Annotated in this window: 19 protein-coding genes and 1 pseudogene; 16 read left to right on the top strand and 4 right to left on the bottom strand. The window is 46.6% G+C overall.

Translation table 11 applies throughout. The features are described 5' to 3' along the window. Positions 1 to 32: 32 nt before the first annotated feature. From QTN95_RS07485 to purT, 6 genes are all read left to right on the top strand, one after another. Positions 33 to 719 carry an oxidoreductase gene (locus QTN95_RS07485; RefSeq protein WP_138972260.1) on the top strand — a complete coding sequence of 229 codons (687 nt, stop codon included), beginning with the start codon at positions 33 to 35 and terminating at the stop codon, positions 717 to 719. Between the two features lie 122 nt (positions 720 to 841). Then, a complete protein-coding gene (gene sbcB, locus QTN95_RS07480; protein WP_331416998.1) occupies positions 842 to 2266 on the top strand; it encodes an exodeoxyribonuclease I in 1425 nt (474 codons plus the stop codon). A 151-nt stretch (positions 2267 to 2417) separates the two neighbouring features. Beyond that, positions 2418 to 2783: a CidA/LrgA family protein gene (locus QTN95_RS07475; protein WP_331416997.1), complete on the top strand. Its 366-nt coding sequence runs from the start codon at positions 2418 to 2420 to the stop codon at positions 2781 to 2783. Continuing rightward, complete coding sequence (locus QTN95_RS07470; protein ID WP_331416996.1) at positions 2783 to 3460, top strand: CidB/LrgB family autolysis modulator; 678 nt, start codon at positions 2783 to 2785, stop codon at positions 3458 to 3460. Before QTN95_RS07475 ends, QTN95_RS07470 begins: the two co-directional genes overlap by 1 nt. Before the next feature lie 318 nt (positions 3461 to 3778). Then, complete coding sequence (cdd, locus tag QTN95_RS07465; RefSeq protein ID WP_331416995.1) at positions 3779 to 4666, top strand: cytidine deaminase; 888 nt, start codon at positions 3779 to 3781, stop codon at positions 4664 to 4666. A 243-nt stretch (positions 4667 to 4909) separates the two neighbouring features. Further along, a complete protein-coding gene (purT, locus tag QTN95_RS07460; RefSeq protein WP_331416994.1) occupies positions 4910 to 6085 on the top strand; it encodes a formate-dependent phosphoribosylglycinamide formyltransferase in 1176 nt (391 codons plus the stop codon). A 45-nt stretch (positions 6086 to 6130) separates the two neighbouring features. On the opposite strand, the gene QTN95_RS07455 is transcribed toward purT, so the two are convergent. After that, complete coding sequence (locus QTN95_RS07455) at positions 6131 to 6781, bottom strand: thiopurine S-methyltransferase (protein WP_331417028.1); 651 nt, start codon at positions 6779 to 6781, stop codon at positions 6131 to 6133. 333 nt (positions 6782 to 7114) lie between these two features. Between QTN95_RS07455 and QTN95_RS07450 the strand changes: the two genes are divergently transcribed. Further along, the gene (locus tag QTN95_RS07450; RefSeq protein WP_331416993.1) at positions 7115 to 7888 is read left to right on the top strand and encodes a RelA/SpoT domain-containing protein; all 774 of its coding nucleotides are present in this window, start codon (positions 7115 to 7117) and stop codon (positions 7886 to 7888) included. A gap of 111 nt (positions 7889 to 7999) precedes the next feature. After that, positions 8000 to 8968, top strand: a complete 969-nt coding sequence (locus tag QTN95_RS07445; RefSeq protein WP_331416992.1) for a DUF3187 family protein — start codon at positions 8000 to 8002, stop codon at positions 8966 to 8968. Between the two features lie 5 nt (positions 8969 to 8973). On the opposite strand, the pseudogene QTN95_RS07440 reads toward QTN95_RS07445, so the two are convergent. Beyond that, a pseudogene (locus QTN95_RS07440) lies at positions 8974 to 9441 on the bottom strand (sporulation protein); the annotation flags it as partial. Positions 9442 to 9542: 101 nt separating this feature from the next. Here QTN95_RS07440 and hutC point away from each other — a divergent pair. From hutC to hutH, 5 genes are all read left to right on the top strand, one after another. Beyond that, complete coding sequence (hutC, locus tag QTN95_RS07435; RefSeq protein ID WP_331416991.1) at positions 9543 to 10256, top strand: histidine utilization repressor; 714 nt, start codon at positions 9543 to 9545, stop codon at positions 10254 to 10256. Positions 10257 to 10360: 104 nt separating this feature from the next. Next, positions 10361 to 11578 (top strand): imidazolonepropionase, encoded by a 1218-nt coding sequence (gene hutI / locus QTN95_RS07430; protein ID WP_331416990.1) that lies wholly within the window; start codon positions 10361 to 10363, stop codon positions 11576 to 11578. After that, positions 11571 to 12599, top strand: a complete 1029-nt coding sequence (gene hutG / locus QTN95_RS07425) for a formimidoylglutamase (RefSeq protein WP_331416989.1) — start codon at positions 11571 to 11573, stop codon at positions 12597 to 12599. The genes hutI and hutG overlap by 8 nt, the downstream gene beginning before the upstream one ends. 90 nt (positions 12600 to 12689) lie before the next feature. Further along, the gene (gene hutU / locus QTN95_RS07420) at positions 12690 to 14387 is read left to right on the top strand and encodes a urocanate hydratase (RefSeq protein ID WP_331416988.1); all 1698 of its coding nucleotides are present in this window, start codon (positions 12690 to 12692) and stop codon (positions 14385 to 14387) included. Positions 14388 to 14398: 11 nt separating this feature from the next. After that, positions 14399 to 15934: a histidine ammonia-lyase gene (hutH, locus tag QTN95_RS07415; RefSeq protein WP_331416987.1), complete on the top strand. Its 1536-nt coding sequence runs from the start codon at positions 14399 to 14401 to the stop codon at positions 15932 to 15934. A 72-nt stretch (positions 15935 to 16006) separates the two neighbouring features. Here the strand turns inward: hutH and QTN95_RS07410 are convergent, their stop codons facing one another. Further along, positions 16007 to 16468: a methyltransferase family protein gene (locus QTN95_RS07410; protein ID WP_331416986.1), complete on the bottom strand. Its 462-nt coding sequence runs from the start codon at positions 16466 to 16468 to the stop codon at positions 16007 to 16009. 68 nt (positions 16469 to 16536) lie between these two features. Next, entirely contained in the window at positions 16537 to 19569 is a 3033-nt protein-coding gene (gene ydiJ, locus QTN95_RS07405; RefSeq protein WP_331416985.1) for a D-2-hydroxyglutarate dehydrogenase YdiJ, read from the bottom strand. Positions 19570 to 19774: 205 nt separating this feature from the next. On the opposite strand from ydiJ, the gene QTN95_RS07400 reads away from it, so the two are divergent. The 3 genes from QTN95_RS07400 (at position 19775) to QTN95_RS07390 (ending at position 22123) form a co-directional block, all read left to right on the top strand. Continuing rightward, the gene (locus QTN95_RS07400) at positions 19775 to 20461 is read left to right on the top strand and encodes a DUF3334 family protein (RefSeq protein ID WP_138972244.1); all 687 of its coding nucleotides are present in this window, start codon (positions 19775 to 19777) and stop codon (positions 20459 to 20461) included. 164 nt (positions 20462 to 20625) lie between these two features. Beyond that, entirely contained in the window at positions 20626 to 21309 is a 684-nt protein-coding gene (locus tag QTN95_RS07395) for a DUF2786 domain-containing protein (protein ID WP_331416984.1), read from the top strand. 145 nt (positions 21310 to 21454) lie between these two features. Then, the gene (locus QTN95_RS07390; protein ID WP_331416983.1) at positions 21455 to 22123 is read left to right on the top strand and encodes an OmpA family protein; all 669 of its coding nucleotides are present in this window, start codon (positions 21455 to 21457) and stop codon (positions 22121 to 22123) included. Positions 22124 to 22186: the final 63 nt, after the last annotated feature.

Raw genomic sequence — 22186 nt, 5'->3', positions numbered from 1 at the left:
TAAATCATATCAACGGACAAGGTACGTAGGCTTTGGAACAAGCTAACTCCCTCACCACCATAATTGCCGGTTCTACTGGCTTGATTGGCAACGAACTCATTAAGCAGATGTTAGATCAGGCTCCTTTCAATCACATCTACGCCCTAAGTCGACGAGAGCTTCCTTTTTTCCATCCCAAACTCGAAGTGATCCAGCACCCCGAACTTCGTATCCAACACTGGGATGACGAAAAGCCGCAGCCTGAATTTGGTTTTATTTGCTTAGGTACAACTCTAAAGCAGGCAGGCTCAAAGCAAGCGCTAGAAAAAGTCGATTATGAGTTGGTTTGTGATGTTGCTCAGGAGATGAAACTGCTCGGCGTGAAGCAACTTGCGGTCGTCTCTAGCTATGGTGCTTCGGTACGTTCCTTTTCTCACTATCTGCGCTGCAAGGGACGAATGGAGCTCGCCATAGAACGAATGGGATTTGAACGGGTAGTATTTGTGCGACCAGGACCATTAAAAGGCTTACGTGAGATCCCACGTAAAGACGAGGTGGTGATTCAAACCATGATGACCTTTCTTAAGCCACTCATGCTCGGCCCGTTGGCCAAGCTCATTCCAATCGACGCGGCTCAAGTCGCCCAAGCGATGCAGTACCAACTTTTTGCGCATTCAAACAAAACGTTGGAGATACTCGACAGCGCCGACATGCGTAGACTGATCCATCAATATCAGTGACCCGTTTGCAAAGATCGACCATTTTTCTACCACTCAACCTGATATCGACTCAACCCGATTGCCTTGACCTTGTTGCAATGGTCTAATACCAAAGTGAATTTTAAACACTTGGTAATCAGATAATGCAACAAGAGCATCAACCTACGTTTTTCTTCTTCGACTACGAAACGTGGGGAACCAGCCCTGCTAAAGATCGTCCGTGTCAGTTTGCAGGCATTCGCACCGATATGGACTTCAATATCATCGGTGAACCACTGGTTATCTATTGCCAACCACCCGCTGATTACCTGCCGTCCCCAGAAGCCGCGCTGATAACGGGCATCACCCCTCAAACAGCTGAAACTAAAGGGCTGAGTGAACCTGAATTCATTGCCAAGATTCACCAACAGTTAGCAACACCAAATACCACAAGCCTCGGCTACAACAGTATCCGCTTTGACGACGAAGTGACTCGTTACACCTGCTACCGTAACTTCATCGACCCTTATGCGTGGAGCTGGCAGAACGGCAACTCTCGCTGGGATTTGCTTGATGTGATGCGAGCGTGTTATGCCCTGCGACCTGAAGGTATTCAATGGCCTGAGAATGAAGAGGGATTTATTAGCTTTAAGCTTGAACACTTATCTAAAGCGAACGGCATCGAACACGAAAATGCGCATGATGCGATGGCAGACGTGATCGCAACAATCGAGATGGCAAAGAAAGTCAAAGCGGCTCAACCAAAGCTGTTCGATTACTTTTTCAGTATGCGCCACAAGCGTAAACTCAATGAACTTATCGATATCGTTAACATGACGCCCTTGATGCACGTATCAGGCATGTTAGGTAAAGAGTGTCATTACACTAGCTGGATCGTGCCTGTCGCTTGGAATCCAACTAATCAGAACGCGGTCATCTGCGTTGATTTGGCCAAAGACCCACAGGTGTTGCTCGATCTGGATACCGAACAACTCAACCAACGTCTTTACACTAAACATACGGACTTAGCGCCAGATGAGTTGCCAGTGCCAGTTAAACTGATTCATCTCAACAAATGCCCGATCCTAGCACCCGCGAAAACATTGACAGCAGATAACGCAGAAAAAATCGGTATCAACCGCGAAAAATGCCTAGAAAACCTTGCACTATTGCGACAGCACCCTGAAGTTCGAGAAAAGCTAATTGGTATTTACGCGATTGAACGAGAGTACGAAAAAAGCTCGGACGTAGACAACATGCTTTACGATGGTTTCTTCTCTCCTGCTGACAAAGCTGCGATGGATATTATTCGAGAAACCGATCCCAATAATCTCGCCGCACTCGATATTGCCTTCAGCGACCAACGCATTGTGCCGCTGCTATTCCGTTACCGCGCTAGAAACTATCCGTGGACATTGGATGAAGTAGAACAACAACGCTGGGCTTCACACTGCCGAGATTACTTTGAAAGTCGTATTGAAGAGTACATGCTAAATCTCGAAAATTTGGTTCACGAGCATGAAAGTGACCAAAAGAAAATTGCAATCTTAAAATCCATCTACCAATACGTGCAAAAGCGAGTATCCTAGTAGTCAAAAATTATAATAGTGACCAAGTCCTGCACCCTACAAGATCGCTCAATCACCAAAATAACCAATAGACGTTGGGATTGGGCGTAAATAAAAATTTATTGAGCCTTATACCCCAGTTTATGGCTCTTCAGTTGGACAATACTAGATTATGGCGAAAACTTTGCTTCATTTTGTTGTGTCTATGGGGCTGATCTTCTTGTGCCTAGTTACCGGCATTAACATTCAGCACCTAATCGACATTTCTATCCCCGGTAGCATTATCGGAATGCTGATTTTATTTAGTCTGCTTGCCAGCGGGCTCGTACCTGCGCACTGGGTTCGTCCTGGCGCAACTGTGTTTATCCGTTATATGGTGTTACTGTTCGTCCCCATCAGTGTGGGATTAATGGAACATTTCGATATGCTGATAGCCAATGCACTGCCGATTTTAGCGAGTGCTGTTGGTGGTACTTTTATCGTCTTGGTGCTGCTTGGCTTGATGCTAGACCGAATGCTTAAGGGAGGACAAAAGTAATGTGGTTACTTGTTACTATTGCGGTCTTCTTCTCAGCACGTTGGTTATGTCAAAAATTCAATAGCCCGTTAATGAACCCGCTGTTGGTCAGCCTTGCGGTATTGATCCCTTTACTCACGTATCTAAAAGTCCCATTTGAGACTTATTATGCAGACAACCATTGGATCAACTATCTGCTGCAACCCGCTGTTGTGGCCCTCGCCTACCCACTATACGAACAATTACCTCAAATCCGAGCTAACTGGCGAATCATCATGCTTGCCTGTGGTGTCGGCAGTGTCATGTCGATGTTTACAGCCAGTATGATTGCCGTCTACCTAAAAGCGGATATCTCCTTGATTGCGAGCTTACTGGGTAAATCGGTAACCACACCAATCGCTATGGAGGTCTCTAGCCACTTAGGCGGTGAACCCGCAGTTGCCGCTATCTTAGTGCTGATTGTTGGCTTGTTTGGCGCCATCATGGCCTACCCAATCTACAACCTGCTGAATATCACTCACCCGATAGCAAAAGGCTTGACGATGGGAACCGTCTCACACGCACTTGGCACTGCTACCTGCGCGGAGAAAGACCCGCGAGACGCTGCGTTTAGTTCTCTTGCCCTAGTCGTATGCGGAGTGATTACTTCGATACTGGCGCCTTCCTTCTTTACCCTAGCGGTTTGGTTGTCAGCTTAAGAGAAAAATCGATACTTTCTGGCAAGGTACAGATGCACAGCAACCAAATGACCGCTAGGATTTAAGATGATGACGTCTCGTTTGCCCTAGGTCTGTTTCGTGCTACGACACACTTCATAAAATTTAATCGTGCAATCGTTATCATGTGTGAGCTCACTCTAATTATGTAACGACAAATACCATTACAAGTAATATTTTGATTTAGATCTCTGAACATTTTTGAGTCTCACATAAAATGTAATACCAATATCAGAGTTTATTCTTCTCTTTTGACGACTAAGCTCAAAGATATCAATTACGCTGAAACAAGGATTCACTATGAGAAGCCGCATTGAACAAGCGCTGTCAGCAGCGCCAAAAAACGTAGCAGATTTCTTATCGCCTATTCTTCTCGCTGACGATTTTGACGCGACACTCACTGCCGAGCAGTTTGAACAGTTACTGACTATTTCTGGAATGGAAGATGCTGACCTACGCGTAGCACTGCTGCCATTCGCTGCGGCCTACTCTTATGCCCCCCTTTCAAACTTTTATGTTGGTGCTATTGTCCGTGGTCTTTCTGGTAAGCTTTACTTTGGCGCAAACGTTGAGTTTTCAGGCGTACAGTTAGGCCAAACGGTACACGCTGAGCAATCCGCAATTAGCCACGCATGGATGAAAGGTGAACAAGGTGTTGCTGATATCACCATCAACTTCAGCCCATGTGGCCATTGTCGCCAATTTATGAACGAACTTTCGACCGCAGATAAACTGAAAATTCAGTTACCAGAGCGCGAAAGTAAATCACTACAAGAATATCTCCCTGAATCGTTTGGCCCAGCAGACCTTGGTATCAAATCAGCACTGATGACCAACGTCGATCACGGCAAGAGATGTGATGAGCAAGATGAGCTGGTTCAGGCAGCGATTGACGCTCTCAACCGCAGCCATGCTCCATACACTCATAACTTGAGTGGTGTGGCGATCAAGATGAACAATGGCAAAGTTTACCAAGGGGCTTACGCTGAAAACGCGGCATTTAACCCTAGCCTACCGCCACTTCAAGTTGCCCTAGTACAACTGTTACTGGACCGCCAAGATCTCGCAGAGATTGATTCGGCAGCACTAGTAGAAGCTGAAGGTGGTACAATTAGCCATCTGGCCAATACGCAATCCACTCTGGAAGCAATTAACCCTGATATTCCAATGAGTTATTTGGAACTTTAATGCATCTCTAAGGCGCTAATCTAGCGCCTTTTTTAATCCTGCTATTCGCTTCAAGAACCATTGCGCTCTCGCGTGTTTTCTCCATCAGCTATTGCTTATGCACCCTCTTTTCGTCGCGAGTGGCTGTTGCGGTTCTTTACGACCATTTTACTACATCAAACCCTACGCAAACGTTTGCTTTTTGTTTCACAATCAGTATGATTGCCTCCATTCAGCTAATCCTCGTAGAGTTTAAGGTTAATTATGTTTGGTACAGCAACAGCAAAAAATGCAACCCGTGTGATGCTTCTTGGTTCAGGTGAACTCGGCAAAGAGGTCGCGATTGAATGTCAGCGACTAGGGCTTGAAGTGATTGCGTGTGATCGCTACGAAAATGCGCCTGCGATGCAAGTCGCTCACCGCAGCTATACATTAGACATGCTTGATGGTGATGCCCTTCAGGCAATTATCGATAAAGAACAACCTGACTACGTTGTACCTGAAATTGAAGCCATTGCGACTGACACTTTAGTCGCACTTGAGGCAAAAGGGCTTAATGTTGTCCCTAGCGCAAAGGCAACCAAGCTGACGATGAACCGTGAAGGTATCCGCCGTCTTGCAGCTGAAGAGCTACAACTGACCACTTCACCTTATCACTTCGCTGATACCTATCAAGAGTTTAAGTCAGCGGTTGATGCAGTAGGTATTCCGTGTGTTTGTAAGCCGGTAATGAGTTCTTCAGGCAAAGGCCAGAGCGTAATTAAAAACGCCGACGATGTGGAAAAAGCTTGGAACTACGCTCAGGAAGGTGGTCGAACCGGAGCTGGGCGAGTCATCGTAGAGGGCTTTATTGACTTTGACTACGAAATCACTCTATTAACCGTTCGCGCTGTCGATGGTACTCATTTCTGCGCTCCGATCGGTCACCGTCAGGAAGATGGAGACTACCGTGAATCTTGGCAGCCCCAAGTGATGTCAGATGCCGCACTTGAAGCCGCTCAAGATGCAGCGGGTAAAGTCGTCAACGCACTTGGTGGCTTTGGGATCTTTGGTGTCGAACTGTTTATCAAAGGTGATACAGTGATCTTTAATGAGGTCTCCCCTCGCCCACACGATACCGGCTTAGTGACTCTTATGTCACAAGATAGCTCTGAGTTTGCTCTACATGTTCGTGCATTTACAGGGTTGCCAATATCTGCCATTACTCAATATGGCCCAGCAGCTTCAGCGGTGATCTTAGGTCAAGGAACATCGACAAACATTCGTTTTGAAGGCGTTGCGGATGCTTTAGCGCAGCCTTTAACGCAAGTTCGTTTGTTTGGCAAACCAGACATCGATGGCCGTCGCCGTCTTGGTGTCGCGATCACTCGTCGCGAAGATATTGAAACTGCGATTAAAGACGCCGTAGAGAGTACGAGCAAAGTAAACATACTTTACTAACACCGCATAACAGAAAAAGGCTTGGTTGAACCAAGCCTTTTTCATCTATTCACTTTCGATTAAATAGACTTCCTCGGCAAAACGAGTTAACCCCTTCTTGGCAATCTTAGGGTGTTCTTCGTCCGCTTCATCTCGGTAGAGTCGCGTTACTTTGAATTCAGAAAATAACGTACGAATCTCCTGTTCAGCCACCGAGAACGGAGGGCCAGCCATCTCATCCTGTCGATAATCAAGACTCACCAGTAAAATTCTGCCGCCAGGTTTGAGCAGCGACTTAATCCTTGCAACATATTCCACCCGCATCTCTTCTGGCAGCGCCACCAGTGAAGCACGATCGTAGACGATATCGACAGGCTTAAGGGGAGCAGTAAAGAAGTCTCCGCTGTAAATTGACAACTCATCAAACTGGAACAGTTCGTGCTGACCGTTGATAGGCACTACCATCGGCGTATAGAAATGTTCAGCGAAGAAAGCTCGCACCGCAATATTGCTTAGCTCCACGCCCTGCACATCGGCATGTTTCGTCGCTAGCCACACCAAATCTTCGGACTTTCCGCATAAAGGCACTAGCACCGTATCCTCATGGTTTGGTTTCGTGTGCTGCCAATACTCAATAAGTAATGGGTTCACATCTTCAAGATGAAAACCAATCTGATTTGCGGCCCATTTGCCATGCCAAAACTCGGGATCTCTCATTGTCATTCTCTATTGCTTACTTACTAGCGCATAGCCTATCTGAAAGCATCAAGAAGTGGTATAGCCAAATGCTCTTAGCTGAAAAGTTCATTCAGATTAAGTTCATATGGTCTGTTTATACTTGGTTACATAGTTGCGCTGAACCTTTTAAAAACCGAGGCACTCTAAACAGTGGCATAGGATATGAGATGCTGTTCAAACTTTTGTCATTATGGTTCAGCAAGCGATTGGAAACGCGAAATCTAACCCCATTACTATGTAGAGATGAGTGGACTTAGTGATTGAATCTTTTTCGACACCTTTTAGCTAAGCCGACACATCTAAGGAGAGTGAATGAGCCTATTTTTGCGAACGACGGCCCTGATGCTTTTAATGCTCAGCCGTGCCCCAGCATTTGCCGCTATTCCAACCGCACCAGCTAACGAGGAAAACCGTTCTACCAACCAGAACGAAGTGTGTTCTAAGGCATTTAGACATAACCTGAGTGGCCTTTACGGCATTCAGTCAATGTCAGCAACGCCACTTCAACCCTATTCAGATTTCGACGTGCTTTACAGCAAAGCCCATCAAGCTCAGGCTGAACTCGAAACTCTAGTTAAAAGCACCGCTCTATTAACGTCCACTGAATCTTATTTCGCGGGAGTAAAATCTGCGCAAAGAGCAAAAGAGAAGATCGCCTATGAGCTTGATGGACAGCCACAGCGCATCACCGACCTCGCACGTGCAACCATCGTCGCAGACGATATTGAAAGCCTTATGGCGGCTTATGAAGTACTGAATCGTGAAACGACCGTGGTTAAGGTGAAAAACCGTTTTAAGAAACCCGCGGCTTCGGGTTACCGAGACCTCAACCTTTTAGTCAAACTACCAAAAACGAACCTAATTGCAGAGGTGCAACTCCACCTTAAAGCTATCGCCGATGTAAAGAATGGTCCTGAACATAAATTTTACGAACAAATCCAAAAGATAGAACGATTAGCGGCTGTTGAATCTCGCCAAATCAACGAAATTGAACAGGCACAAATTTGTACCATGCGCCACCAATCCAAAGAGCTCTACCAAAATGCGTGGCAACCCTACATCACGACTCATCTAAGAGCCGCTTAATGACGAAAAACTTATCCCGTGTGGGGCAAGTTTTTTGCGTTATTTAGCAAAGCCTCATATTTTAAACTATATTGTTATCATAAACATAACAATAATAGGTGGAGGCTTAGTATGCGGTTTCCTGTCTGGCAATTCACTCTTGTTTTCAGCCTGTTTACCAGCATTCTTTCCTACGGTCATGATGGCTATGGCCCTTTACAAAGCTATACCCAGTCTCCATTTCATACCAACAGTCTTTCGCCTCAGTTACGCTCTGGTTTCTCACTGCAAGACGATCAAAGCGAGATCTACACTTCCGGTACCATTTCCAGTATTTGGGCCGTTACCGCAAGCTACGAGCTCGATTACTATCAAAATCAACTCGCGTTTGGTGCTAAATGGCAACTCGATCCTCTCTGGCAACTCGACCTACATTACCGATGGAATTATGCTGGGAACAATCACCTTGACGGCCTAACCATCGCTTTTCATGACTGGTTTTCACTGGAACAGAACGGTAGAGAAGAGGTCAATAACAATCGCTTTGTTATCAACATGCCTGAGTATGGTATCGAACTGGAAGATTTTCGCGGCGAAACCCTCAGTCATGCAATCACTGGTTATTTGCAGTATCAGGTGTTTACCCAAGAGCATCACGGTTTATCGGTGGGAGTATCGCTTTATTACAACGATACCAAACACGGTATTTTTAGCTCTTCAGAGTTCGAACAAGCGATACAGGCCAACTACGGCTACCGAAGAGATAAACACGCTTTAGACACCACGTTAGCATTCACATTTCGCAATACGCCGACTGTCTTTGCACAATTGCCCTATCGCAGTACCACTTGGTCAATGGGCGGCAGTTATCAGTATCAGATGTTTGAACACCATGCTTTTATCGGCCAAATTAGTGTCCATCAAGGGATCACTACAGACAATGGCGAGTTTTCAAAACCTTCAACCGAATTTACTATCGGCTATCGTTATACGCTAAAAAACACCGCAGTAGAGATCACTGCGGTAGAAAATATGTTTAACGCTGACAATAGCACTGACATCGCGTTTGGCGTTGCCTTCCGATATCGTTTCGGCGGGTAGGCCCGTTAGACGGCGAGAATACGGTTCACCGCCGCGGCAATTTCGGCATCAGAAGCTTGGCGCTGGAGAGAAAATGAGAGATATTGATCACCACGGACACTCAAAGAGCGATCCACTTCCGCCAAGCAATGCACTGTTGCACCTTCTAATACAAACGAAAGCTCAATCTCTTTGCTACTTATAAAGCCACTGTTACGAAACTCAATTTCCTGATAACAGCCCGATTTTGAGCTAAAGTTACCGCCACGTAACAAGCCTTTTTCTACGTCTGCTTTTACCATTGCAAAACCCGCCTGCTCTATTGCAGAAAGGATCTTTGCCACCACAGGTAAAGGTCTGACTTCGACAAAATCCCTATCTTTTGGATCGATGGCAAAATCAATATCCAACGTGGTTTCTAGCCAAACGTGGCACTGATTTTTTAATGCATTGAGCGCCGTGATTGGCGTTTCTTCACTAACGGTGTAAGAAAACGTGCGCTCGAATTCAATTCATTGGCTTAAATTGGGGCGATACTTGCAATCTTGGCACAAATGTATAACCATTTGTATAGTCAATTATAAAGTTAAATATTATGAGTAATTCTCCCCTTTATCTCCAGATCAAACGGTATATTGTCGAGCAAATTGATCAAGGTTATTGGCCTGTCGGCCATCGTATTACCACCGAGCTTGAACTGACGAAACAGTTTGACGTCAGTCGTATGACGGTAAACAAAGCGATACGAGACCTTGTATCAGAAGGACGTTTAGTCAGACGCCCTCGCCTCGGTACGTTTGTTTGTGCCCCAGACGACAAAGCGGAATCACCATTACTCGATATTCGTAACATCGCTAAAGAAGTTGAACAGCGTGGTAGAGCATACAGCAGTAAAGTGGTTAAACAACTGGCATTAACCGCCGATGATGTGGTCGCCATGAAGCTAGGTGTCATGTTAGGTAGTGACGTTTTCTACAGTGAAATCATTCACTTTGAAGATAAATCCCCCATACAACTCGAGTTGCGCTGGGTGAACGCAAGTTATGCTCCCAACTATTTAGAACAAGACTTTACGCAGATCACGCCCAACCAATATTTATCAGAGAACTGTCCTCTCAGCGCAATAGAGCATACGGTTGAAGCTATCGTTGCTGACGAAAGCGTGCGCGCGGCGCTTCGCCTTGCGATGAATGAGCCTTGTCTGCTGCTTAACCGCAGGACATGGAGCCAAGAAAAGCTCGTCAGCACTGCATTACTCTATCATCCTGGCACGAGATACAAATTAAGCTCTAAAGTTCTCCTTCCTTAGAGCATTTCATACTTTTTGACTGATCACATTTTTGCAACATTGCACTTGATCATTTAGCAAACTTGAATCAGTATTTGTATATACATTTGATTATGAGTATTACTATGAAGTCCTCTGTTGATGAAATCATCTTAACCAACGCTAAAGTAGTCACTATGACTCAGGGGAGCCGTGGCTATGCCATTTCGCCTCTGAGCAATATTCATATCAAACAAGGTCAAATCCTATCGTTAAGCGAATCGGCTATCTCTTCTGAGATCAATACATTTGATTGTGAAGGGAAACTGGTCACGCCGGGATTTATCGACTGTCACACTCATCTTGTTTTTGCCGGTAGCCGTGCAGACGAGTTCGAACAGCGTCTCAAAGGCGTTCCATACCAAGAAATCGCTCAACAAGGTGGCGGTATTCTGTCTACTGTACGCGCAACCCGCGCAGCCAGTGTTGATCAACTGACGGAACTGGCATTGCCTCGTTTAGACGGGCTGATTGCTAGCGGCGTGACGTCTGTCGAAGTGAAGTCAGGCTATGGATTGACGATAGAAGATGAAATCAAAATGTTGCGTGCTGCGCGTGCTCTCGAAGCTCACCGAAAAATTCGTGTTACGACCACATTACTTGCCGCACATGCCTTGCCGCCTGAATTTAGTGGACGTGCGGACGACTATATCGAGTTCGTCTGCCAAGAAATCATTCCTCAAGTAGCCGAAGAAAAGTTGGCGACGAGTGTAGACGTATTTTGTGAGTCCATTGGGTTCAACCTAAAGCAGACTGAACGCGTGTTTGTCACAGCCATTGAACATGGCCTAAAAATCAAAGGCCATACCGAACAGCTATCCAATCTTGGCGGTACAGAGTTAACTGCCAAGTATGGCGGCCTGTCTGCTGATCACATTGAATTTCTCGACTCGAAAGGTGTCACCGCACTGGCACAATCAAACACGGTCGCCACCTTACTGCCGGGTGCTTTTTACTTCCTAAAAGAGACCCAACTACCGCCTATCGAGCTCCTTCGTCAACATAACGTGCCGATGGCGATTGCCACGGATTTGAATCCAGGTACGTCACCTTTTGCAGATTTGACTATGATGATGAATATGGGCTGTACACTATTTGGCCTAACACCAGAAGAAACCTTGCGTGGCGTCACTGCGAACGCTGCTCAAGCGCTGGGCTACGGTGAAAGCAGAGGTCAAGTTGCGCCAGGTTTTGATGCGGATTTGGCGATCTGGGATGTTGAACATCCTGCCGAGTTTAGCTATTTCCAAGGCGCTCCGAGATTGGCTGCGCGTCTTGTTGCCGGAGAGTTAGATCATGTCTAATCATGTCGTTACCAACCAAGATTTTCATTGGCAAGGCCGCCACGATGCGGAAGATGGCGCACTCGGTAAGCGTGTTCATCATGTGATTAAACAGCTCAGAGTTGATGAGCTCGAGCCGTATCACAATGCTGTAAGCTTGTTAGGCTTTTGTAGTGATGCTGTAAGCTTGTTAGGCTTTTGTAGTGATGCTGGCGTCGCTCGCAACAAAGGGCGTATTGGCGCACGTAAAGCTCCAGATCTCATTCGTCGAGCCCTAGCAAATATGGCGTGGCACAAACAGAGTGCCTTAATCGACTTAGGCAATGTCATTTGTGATGACGACTTACTCGAGCAAAGTCAGGCTCAATGTGCTGACATCATTGCCACGGCTTTAAAATCAACGCCTGTGATCACTTTAGGCGGGGGGCACGAAGTCGCTTGGGCTTCATTTCAGGGGCTGGCGAAGTACTTTGAATTTCTAAACCCAGCCAAACCACCAAAAATCGGCATCATCAACTTCGACGCTCACTTTGATCTTCGCGCTTTCGAGAGTGAACACGCGGAAGTTAAGCCGAGTTCAGGAACCCCGTTTAATCAAATCCAGCGCTACTGTGCGACTCACGATTGGCCGTTTCATTACGCATGCTTAGGTGTTAGCCGCGCGAGCAACACCGAAGCACTATTTAATCGAGCAGATGAGTTGGATGTGTGGTACGTCGAGGATAAAGACCTCGCTCATTTAAACCACGTCTATCACCTAACTCAGTTACAGCATTTTATCGATAAGTGTGACTACATCTACCTGACCATAGATCTGGACGTCTTCCCTGCGGCGACGGCTCCTGGAGTGAGTGCGCCAGCAGCGCGTGGAGTCAGTATCGATATGCTCGCGCCATTTATTGAACGAATTCTGCATTACAAGCAAAAACTGGTCATAGCGGATATTGCTGAATACAACCCAACTTATGATGTCGACAGCCAGACAGCACGTCTAGCGGCTCGACTCTGCTGGGACATAGCAAACGCTTTTTCCGAAAAATAATAATCCATCAGGCAGAGGCTAGTGTTAACGGTGCATAAGCGCCCTAGCCCCCTTTTTGCCTGAACAACGTGAACCACAAGGAGTCTTACCATGACGGAACGCCAAGTAGAAGATAAGCGTCTCGATACGAATAGAACGATTCGCGCGCCACACGGCACGACATTGAGAGCAAAATCTTGGCTAACAGAAGCCCCGCTTCGCATGCTGATGAACAACTTAGATCCAGACGTTGCCGAGCATCCGCATTCTTTAGTCGTGTATGGTGGTATCGGTCGCGCTGCGCGCAACTGGGAGTGTTACGATAAAATCGTTGAAGTGCTTGAGCGCCTAGAGGAAGACCAAACTCTTGTCGTTCAGTCAGGCAAACCTGTCGGCGTGTTCCCGACTCATAAAAATGCACCACGCGTGTTAATCGCAAACTCAAACTTAGTGCCTCATTGGGCGAACTGGGAGCATTTTAACGAGCTAGATAAACAAGGTCTGATGATGTACGGTCAGATGACCGCTGGCAGTTGGATCTACATCGGTTCACAAGGTATTGTTCAAGGTACTTATGAGACTTTTGTCGCCGTTGCGAAAAAACACTTTGACGGTAACGCAAAGGGTCGCTGGGTTCTGACTGGTGGTCTTGGCGGTATGGGTGGTGCTCAACCTCTAGCTGCGACTATGGCAGGTTTCTCAATGATTGCCGTGGAATGTGACGAGTCACGTATCGACTACCGTCTGCGTACTGGTTACGTTGATAAAAAGGCAACAAGTCTCGATGAAGCACTTGCTATCATCTATGAGTCGGATACCCCTGTATCAGTCGGTCTACTAGGCAACGCTGCCGACATCTTCCCTGAGTTGGTTGAACGTAACATCACGCCAGATGTTGTTACTGACCAAACCTCTGCTCACGATCCGTTGAATGGCTACTTGCCGATTGGTTGGTCTATGGAACATGCTGCTGTAATGCGTCTAAAAGATGAAGCCGCCGTGGTCAACGCAGCCAAAGAATCAATGGCGATTCAAGTTAAAGCGATGTTGACGCTTCAAGAACGCGGCGCCGCAACACTCGACTACGGCAACAATATCCGCCAAATGGCATTGGAAAAAGGAGTAGAGAATGCCTTTGATTTCCCTGGTTTCGTACCGGCATATATTCGCCCTCTATTCTGTGAAGGTATTGGTCCTTTCCGTTGGGCAGCGCTTTCTGGTGATCCAGACGATATCTACAAAACAGATCAAAAAGTAAAAGAGTTGATCCCAGATAATCCTCATCTTCACAACTGGCTCGATATGGCGAGAGAACGTATTCAGTTCCAAGGTCTCCCGGCACGAATTTGTTGGGTAGGTCTGAAAGATCGTGAGCGTCTAGGTCAAGCATTCAATGAAATGGTTAAGAATGGCGAACTTAAAGCCCCTATCGTCATTGGCCGCGACCATCTAGACTCTGGTTCAGTAGCGAGTCCGAACCGTGAAACAGAAGGCATGATGGACGGTTCAGACGCGGTGTCGGATTGGCCACTGCTTAACGCTCTGCTAAACACTGCTGGGGGAGCCACTTGGGTTTCACTTCATCACGGTGGTGGGGTTGGTATGGGCTTCTCTCAACACTCAGGCATGGTGATCTGTTGTGACGGCAGTCAGGACGCATCAGAGCGTATCGCACGCGTATTGCACAACGACCCTGCAACGGGCGTAATGCGCCATGCAGACGCGGGTTACGAGATTGCAAAACAATGTGCCGCCGATCAAGGGCTTGATTTGCCAATGCTTAACGAAGAACTAAAGAAGCTTAAATAAGGATGATGAAGATGTTGAATCTAACGCTTAAGCCGGGACAACTTAGCCTACCAGTGCTACGTAAAATCAGCCGTTCACCAATCAACCTGACTCTTGACCCAGAGGCAATCCCTGCCATAGACGAGAGTACCAAAGTGGTAGAACAGGTGATTGCGGAAGATCGCACTGTTTACGGTATCAATACAGGTTTTGGCCTACTGGCGAACACACGCATCGCTCCGGAAGACTTGGAAACACTACAAAAAAGTATCGTGCTTTCACATGCCGCTGGCATCGGTGAGTTTATGTCTGACGAAACCGTTCGTTTGATGATGGTTCTTAAGATCAACAGCCTTTCACGTGGCTACTCGGGTATCCGCCTTAAAGTCATCCAGGCGCTAATTGACTTGGTCAACTCTCAAGTCTATCCATGTGTACCGCAAAAAGGCTCGGTTGGTGCTTCTGGTGACCTTGCTCCCCTAGCGCACATGAGCACCGTCTTGTTAGGTGAAGGGCAAGCTCGTCACAACGGCAAGATCATCTCTGGTATCGAAGCATTGAAAATTGCAGGTCTAGAGCCGATTACTCTTGCACCGAAAGAAGGTCTTGCCCTGCTCAACGGCACTCAGGCATCAACAGCATTTGCACTTGAAGGCCTGTTTGCGGCAGAAGACCTTTTCGCCTCAGCCACTGTGTGTGGGGCTATGTCTGTTGAAGCGGCACTCGGAAGTCGTCGTCCATTTGATCCACGAATCCACCGCGTACGTGGTCATCGTGGCCAGATGGACGCAGCAACGGCATACCGCCATCTGCTTGACAACACGAGTGAGATAGGTGAATCGCATACTTGCTGCGAAAAGGTACAAGATCCCTACTCATTACGTTGTCAGCCACAAGTTATGGGCGCATGTTTACAGCAGATCCGTAATTCAGCAGATATTCTTCAGACTGAGGCGAACTCTGTATCGGATAACCCGTTGGTATTCGCAGATGACGGTGACATTATTTCGGGTGGTAACTTCCACGCAGAACCTGTCGCGATGGCAGCCGATAACCTCGCTCTAGCGATTGCAGAGATCGGCAGCCTATCTGAGCGTCGCATGGCGCTGCTCATCGACAGCGCTTTGAGTAAACTGCCACCATTCCTTGTTGACAATGGCGGGGTTAACTCTGGTTTTATGATTGCTCAAGTCACTTCTGCGGCGCTTGCAAGCGAAAACAAAACCTTGGCTCACCCTGCTTCAGTAGACAGTTTGCCGACATCAGCTAACCAAGAAGACCATGTTTCTATGGCGACATTTGCTGGTCGTCGCCTACGCGATATGGCCGAAAATACACGTGGTATCTTAGCGGTTGAATACTTATCAGCTGCGCAAGGATTAGATTTCCGCGCACCAAACAAGTCATCAGCGAGAATTGAGGAGGCGAAACAGATCCTACGTGAGAAAGTTAGCTTCTACGATAAAGATCGCTACTTCGCTCCAGATATTGAAGCAGCAAACTCACTGCTTATGATGGCGGTTCACAATCACCTAATGCCAGAAGCGATTCTACCAAGTATTGCGTAAGGACTAAGGGTTAAAAACAAAGCCCCTACTTGTATAAGTAGGGGCTTTATCGTTTTTACGGCAAACAAACCTTTATATCCAACGCCTTACTCGTTGCTTGTAGTCCAGATACTGTGAACCAAACAGCGCTTCTAGCGCTCTCTCTTCGGGCAAGATTTGAAAGCGATTCATGTACACAATAAAGCCGAAGCTAAACACGATCGCTAGCAGATTTTGTTGCCAATATGCATAACCAAACAGCAGTACAAACAACCCTAAATACATTGGGTTGCGCGTGTAAGAATAAATACCAGAGTCCACAACCGTCGATGCATCGTCGACCTTTATCGGGCTTACGGTTGTCTGAGCACGGCGAAACTCGTAAATTCCCGCTAAACCAACAAACCCAGCCACGACAAAGCAGAGAGCAAACAGCAAGCCACCGAGTGGAAGGTTTACCTGAAAAGTGAGAAATTCATGACTCAACTGGTTACTCGCGACAATAAACAGTACAAACAGTGCGACAGGTGGAATTTTACGTTCCAATTTGTCCATGGAATCTCCCTAGAGATAAGATCGTATAGAATAAAAATAGCTCAGCGTTTGACGCTGAGCTATTCGATTTAAACAATCTGCAACAGAGCTTGCAAAGGATGCTGCGTTTTGACCTGTTCAAATCGCTTAACCTGACTGCGGCATGAGTAACCCGTGATCAGACAGCGATCTTTTGGCAAATCCTGCAAACGGGGTTTCCAACTTAAGCCATAGATATCTTTCGACATTTGCAGCTTGTCGACCTCATGGCCGAACGTACCAGCCATACCACAACATCCAACCGCCACAGTGTTTAACTTGGCGCCGAAGTGAGCAAAAATAGCTCCCCACTCTTTTTCAGCGTTAGGCATTTTTGTTTTTTCAGTACAATGAGCAAACAGATACCACGGTTGCTCTTCACTCGCCGGACGTTGTTCAAATTCAACCAGTTTTGGTTCTAACCATTCGTGAACCGTCAGTACTTGGAAATCACCTCGCTGATCACCCAACACCTCCTGATATTCATCTCGATAGCAAAGAACTAACGCCGGATCGACACCCACGAGTGGTACGCCAACATCCGCCACTTGCTGAAGAAACGCTGCGGTGTTCGAAGCACTCTGCGCGAAACGTTTAAGGAAACCTTTAACGTGCTGTGCTTTACCATTTGGTTTAAACGGCAATAGCACTGGTGTCTTGCCAAGTTTCGCGACCAATGAAGCAAAATCTTCGACCACTTGCGCGTCGTAATAACTGGTAAATGGGTCTTGAACGATAACAACGTGGTTTGCTTTATCCTCTTTGGACATCGCGGCAAGTTGTTGAAGGTCAAAAGCTTTGAGTGCCGATGTGCGCTGAGCCAGAGTAGGAACAGACAAGAGCGGCGAATCAACATAGCCGACTGATTTAGCGGCTAAGTCTTGAACCCACTGCTGTTTCAGCGCGCCATTGACCAGCTTTGGCGCTTTAGCCAAAACGGGCAACATGGTTTCGATGTTCGCAACTAGGTAATCCTTCACTGGACGCTGGTAACGAGAGTAGTAAATATTTAGGAAGCGTGAGCGGAAGCTAGGTACATCAACCTTGATTGGGCATTGACTGGCACACGCTTTACACGCGAGACATCCATTCATCGCTTCATAAACTTCATGAGAGAAATCATACTCATGACGCTTATTGAGAGTGTTGCGCACCCTTTCAATCATCGTCTTGATGGTTGAGTTATCTTCTAGGGTCTGCTTTTCGAGATCAAGAATATCAACCCCTTGCTCTGTTAGCTGTCGCAACCACTCTCGCACCATTCCCGCACGACCTTTAGGTGAATAGCGACGATCCGCGGTTACTTTCATAGAAGGACACATCGGCGATGAGGTATCGTAATTGAAGCATAACCCGTTCCCGTTACATTCCATCGCTTGTTTGAAGCTATCTCGTACCTCTACGTCGATCTGGCGATCGAAGTAACCACGCTTAACATCCGTCACCTTAACCAGCTCTTCATTGCTGTCAATCGGAGTACAGATTTTGCCCGGGTTCATCTTATTGTGTGGGTCACAAGCCGCTTTGACACGGCGCAGCTCAGCAAACAATTCTTCACCGAAGAATTCTGGTCCGTATTCAGAGCGATAACCTTTACCGTGCTCACCCCACATCAAACCACCATACTTAGCCACCAGCTTGACGACTTCGTCAGAGACTTGATGCATCAATGCTTCTTGCTTCGGATCGCACAAATCCAGCGCTGGTCGAACGTGCAACACACCAGCGTCAACGTGACCAAACATGCCGTAATTCAGAGACTTGGCATCGAGCAATTCGCGAAACTCACCGATAAAGTCCGCAAGATTTTCTGGTGGCACACAGGTATCTTCAGCAAAGGCGACTGGTTTTGCTCTTCCTTTCGCCGCACCAAGTAGGCCAACCGCTTTTTTACGCATGTTGTAGATACGACCAATACTCGCCACATCATCACACACTTGATAGCCAATAATGCCCGCTTCTTCATTCGCAAGCATGTCATCGAGTCGTTGACATAAGGCCTTCACCTGTTGCTCAACTTCCTCAACATCTTGCCCTGCGAACTCAACCATGTTGATGCCCTGCATGTCTTTGCCAGGAACATCCGTCAATAGATCACTAACGGTATGCCAAACAATATCTTGTTTAGCCAGATTAAGAACTCGCGAGTCAACCGTCTCGACCGAAAGCGCCTTGGCTTCGACCATCAACGGCGCGTTACGTAACGCGGAATCGAAGCTGCTATACTTGATGTTGACTAGAGTGCGCGCTTTAGGAATTGGCGTCAGGTTAAGCTTGGCTTCTGTGATAAAAGCTAATGAGCCCTCAGCGCCACACAGAACGCGAGTAAAGTTAAACTGGTCTGTATCAGTATCCAGTGCGTTCTTAAGGTCATAGCCGGTTAGGAAGCGGTTCAGCGGAGGAAATTTAGCTTCTATCTGCTGGCGTTTTTCACGACAAATTCGCTCCGTCGTGTTGTAAGCCTCATAGGCATACTCACCTTCTGTAGGCATGCCATGTGACAGATCCGACTCCAAACATGAACCGTCTGCAAATACGGCTTGCACAGACAACACATGATCAGACGTTTTGCCGTATTTAAGAGAACCCTGACCTGAAGCGTCGGTGTTAATCATACCGCCTAGTGTGGCTCGGTTACTGGTTGATAAGTCTGGAGAGAAAAAGTATCCATAAGGGCGTACAGCATCATTCAGTTGGTCTTTAACAACACCTGTTTGTACGCGAACCCAGCCTTCCGCTTCGTTAATCTCCAGTACCTTATTCATATGGCGAGACAAATCCACCACAATCCCCTTCGTCAAGGATTGACCATTGGTGCCTGTACCACCACCACGCGGAGAAAAGGTGACTCGTTCATATTGAGACTGAATGGCTAACTTACCAATTAACGCAACGTCTTGAGTTGTTTTAGGATGAACAACTGCCTGAGGTAACTGCTGATAAACACTGTTATCGGTAGATACGGCTAATCGACTTGAATACTGACTTTCAATATCGCCACTAAAACCATTCGCTTTGAGTTGTTCGAGAAAGGTGAGTACGATCGGATCCACATCCGATTGAGAATCTAATCTTGGTAACATTTGCTTCCTGCCCCCTACGACGCCGATCCTATCAGCACTGGGTTCGCTAAAGTGTAAAAAACTATTATTTGAATCAGGTCACTTTACAACATTTAAAAGGGTGATCAAAACAGAAATGCAATGTCAGAATGGAAGTTATCGCATTTTTTTCCCACACTTATAAATAATCAATCCAATTTAAAGTGTTTCTATGAGCGAATCATCCATGAAAAAAAATAAAATCGTCACCACCGAAGACATTCTATTAAAGTTATGTCAGTCCGTTTCAGGTGTTCTAACTTCTGCAACGAGCTCAAATGTTACCTACTCTGCAATGGTGCAGAAAATTACCAAGACCAGCCTTAAACCTGACTTTGGCTGTTTTGTACTGTTTGACGGAGGGTTCTCAGGGTTAGTCGTGATTAACTTCACTGCAAAAGCGGCACTCGAAGTCTACACAAACTATATGCGAAACATGGGAATGCCCGACGAAGAACTTGCTGTGCTGCATACCTCAGATGAAGTGGCAGATGTTCTGGGTGAATTGATGAACCAACTGGTTGGTCACTTTACCAACCAAGTACGCAAAGACCTGCAAACACACATTACTCAAAACCAGCCAAAGATGCTCTCTTTAAACAAGCAAGTGAATTTGTCTGTCGATACCAATCTTGATCGCCCACAAGCACGCCGTGTTACCTTCTCAACTGAGCAGGGCAACATTTTTTACTTAGAGCTAGCAATGGACAAAACTGAGTTCATTCAACTTGAAGAATTTGACGTCGCTGAGGATGAATGTCCAGATACGATCCTAGAACAAACACAGCTTAAGATGAAAGCGAGTCAAGAGAGCAAAGCGGCTTCTAATCAATCAAGCAATGCGAATGACTTACTCGATGAGCTAGGAATCTAACTTCACGACCTCACTTTGACCCTACTCAACCACGCACCGGATAACGGTGGCGTGGTTGCACATCCCCCACCTCACAACGTTTATAACTACAACGTATTTCCGTTTTTACTCAGAAAACGTTAAAATGTTCGACTTTTCTAAATGAGTGAAACGTAAAGTGGTCGATGGATAAGCAAAAAGCCCTCAAAAAAATTGCCAAATGTTTAGAGCTTGGTAACTCTGCCAACGTCAACGAAGCAGCCAATGCGATCAAAATGGCTCATCGTCTAATGCTCAAATATGGCCTCGATAAGGACGATATCGAGTTTATCAAAATGGGCAAAACACAATCGACCCACTTACTTCCAACCAGTGTCACTTCAAACTTGTTACGCATCATTCGTGGCATCAACACTAAGTTTGGTGTCGAAGCAGTACTACTTAATCATAAAGGCCTCAAACGTGTAGAGTTTATCGGTGAAGCTGACCGCGCTATCTTTGCTGCCTTCGCATTTGATATTATTTATCGAGAGATGAACGAACAAACTGGCCGCTTCCGTAATGGTTTTGCAGGAACAGGGACACCCGCCAGTGAAGTCACTCGCCGAGTTAACTCATTCTTATCAGGCTGGGTAGAAGGCGCTCTGGAAAAGCTGCCTATCATCAGTCCAGATGAAGAATCAGCGAAGAAGATCGACGACTACATCGACAAAGAGTTTAAAAACATCGATCGCGAAACGTTTAAGCAGCAATTAAGAGAGGCGATGAAGAACTTGACTGAAGATTATGAAGTTGGTCTGAAGAAAGGTCGCACCGTTTCTGTAAACCGCCCTATCGATGGTGCACAAGCGCCCAAAATGCTCAGATAGTGCAATCTTCGTTCAGCTACCGTTAATCTTTGGTCAAATAAGCTAGATAAAATTGACATAATAAAGGCCATCAGGTTTATTCACTGTCATCCAAAAACCGGACATGAGTCTGGCTTAAAATATAATGATACACGGAGATGTTATCGTGAAAAAAATCACACTTGCTCTAGCAGTAGCAATCGCACTTTCTGGCTGTCAGGTAACGCAACGCCAAAATGCCACTACCGGTGAATCAGAGACTAACTCTGCGACCAAAGGGGCATTGATTGGTGCCATCGCAGGCGCAGCAGTTGGTCTAGCGACCGGCGATGATGCAAAAGAACGTCGTAAACATGCGCTCATTGGCGCTGCGGGTGGTGCAGCAGTGGGTGGTGGTGTGGGCTACTACTTCGACCAGCAAGAAGCCGCACTACGCAAACAGCTTCTCAATTCTGGTGTTCAAGTTGAACGTGTTGGTGAGAACCAACTTCTGCTTCGCCTTGAAAACGGCATTGGCTTCCAGTCGAGCTCTTACCAACTAGACCCAAGCATCCACAACACGCTACGCGGCGTTGCACAAATTCTTGTTGAATACCCAGATACAAGCTTAGTAATTGACGGCCATACAGACAGCACCGGTAGTGACACCACAAACCAAGTTCTATCTGAACGTCGCGCTGAATCTGTTCGCTCTTACCTAGTATCTCAAGGTGTTGCTGCAGGTCGTGCAGTCGCACGTGGTAATGGTGAGCGCTACCCTCTGTGTTCAAATAGCACCGCGGAAGGCCGAGCTTGTAACCGCCGTGTAGAAATCCAGATCCTACCTCTTAAGTAATCTGCCTTTCTCAACGTGACCATTTCTATTGGCTTCTCCGGAAGCCAATTTTATATCCATCAC

Origin of the sequence: Vibrio sp. M260112, from assembly GCF_036533775.1 — a bacterium.
In the GTDB taxonomy this organism is placed as follows: Bacteria; Pseudomonadota; Gammaproteobacteria; order Enterobacterales; family Vibrionaceae; genus Vibrio.
Note: the sequence above shows the minus strand (reverse complement) of the source record. Positions and strands in the feature narration are given on the sequence as shown.

Excerpts from the sequence above, each read along its gene's own strand:
- sbcB (WP_331416998.1), top strand. The coding sequence starts at position 842 with ATGCAACAAGAGCATCAACCTACGTTTTTCTTCTTCGACTACGAAACG.
- QTN95_RS07475 (WP_331416997.1), top strand. The coding sequence starts at position 2,418 with ATGGCGAAAACTTTGCTTCATTTTGTTGTGTCTATGGGGCTGATCTTC.
- QTN95_RS07470 (WP_331416996.1), top strand. The coding sequence starts at position 2,783 with ATGTGGTTACTTGTTACTATTGCGGTCTTCTTCTCAGCACGTTGGTTA.
- cdd (WP_331416995.1), top strand. The coding sequence starts at position 3,779 with ATGAGAAGCCGCATTGAACAAGCGCTGTCAGCAGCGCCAAAAAACGTA.
- purT (WP_331416994.1), top strand. The coding sequence starts at position 4,910 with ATGTTTGGTACAGCAACAGCAAAAAATGCAACCCGTGTGATGCTTCTT.
- QTN95_RS07455 (WP_331417028.1), bottom strand. The coding sequence starts at position 6,781 with ATGAGAGATCCCGAGTTTTGGCATGGCAAATGGGCCGCAAATCAGATT.
- QTN95_RS07450 (WP_331416993.1), top strand. The coding sequence starts at position 7,115 with ATGAGCCTATTTTTGCGAACGACGGCCCTGATGCTTTTAATGCTCAGC.
- QTN95_RS07445 (WP_331416992.1), top strand. The coding sequence starts at position 8,000 with ATGCGGTTTCCTGTCTGGCAATTCACTCTTGTTTTCAGCCTGTTTACC.
- hutC (WP_331416991.1), top strand. The coding sequence starts at position 9,543 with ATGAGTAATTCTCCCCTTTATCTCCAGATCAAACGGTATATTGTCGAG.
- hutI (WP_331416990.1), top strand. The coding sequence starts at position 10,361 with ATGAAGTCCTCTGTTGATGAAATCATCTTAACCAACGCTAAAGTAGTC.
- hutG (WP_331416989.1), top strand. The coding sequence starts at position 11,571 with ATGTCTAATCATGTCGTTACCAACCAAGATTTTCATTGGCAAGGCCGC.
- hutU (WP_331416988.1), top strand. The coding sequence starts at position 12,690 with ATGACGGAACGCCAAGTAGAAGATAAGCGTCTCGATACGAATAGAACG.
- hutH (WP_331416987.1), top strand. The coding sequence starts at position 14,399 with ATGTTGAATCTAACGCTTAAGCCGGGACAACTTAGCCTACCAGTGCTA.
- QTN95_RS07410 (WP_331416986.1), bottom strand. The coding sequence starts at position 16,468 with ATGGACAAATTGGAACGTAAAATTCCACCTGTCGCACTGTTTGTACTG.
- ydiJ (WP_331416985.1), bottom strand. The coding sequence starts at position 19,569 with ATGTTACCAAGATTAGATTCTCAATCGGATGTGGATCCGATCGTACTC.
- QTN95_RS07400 (WP_138972244.1), top strand. The coding sequence starts at position 19,775 with ATGAAAAAAAATAAAATCGTCACCACCGAAGACATTCTATTAAAGTTA.
- QTN95_RS07395 (WP_331416984.1), top strand. The coding sequence starts at position 20,626 with ATGGATAAGCAAAAAGCCCTCAAAAAAATTGCCAAATGTTTAGAGCTT.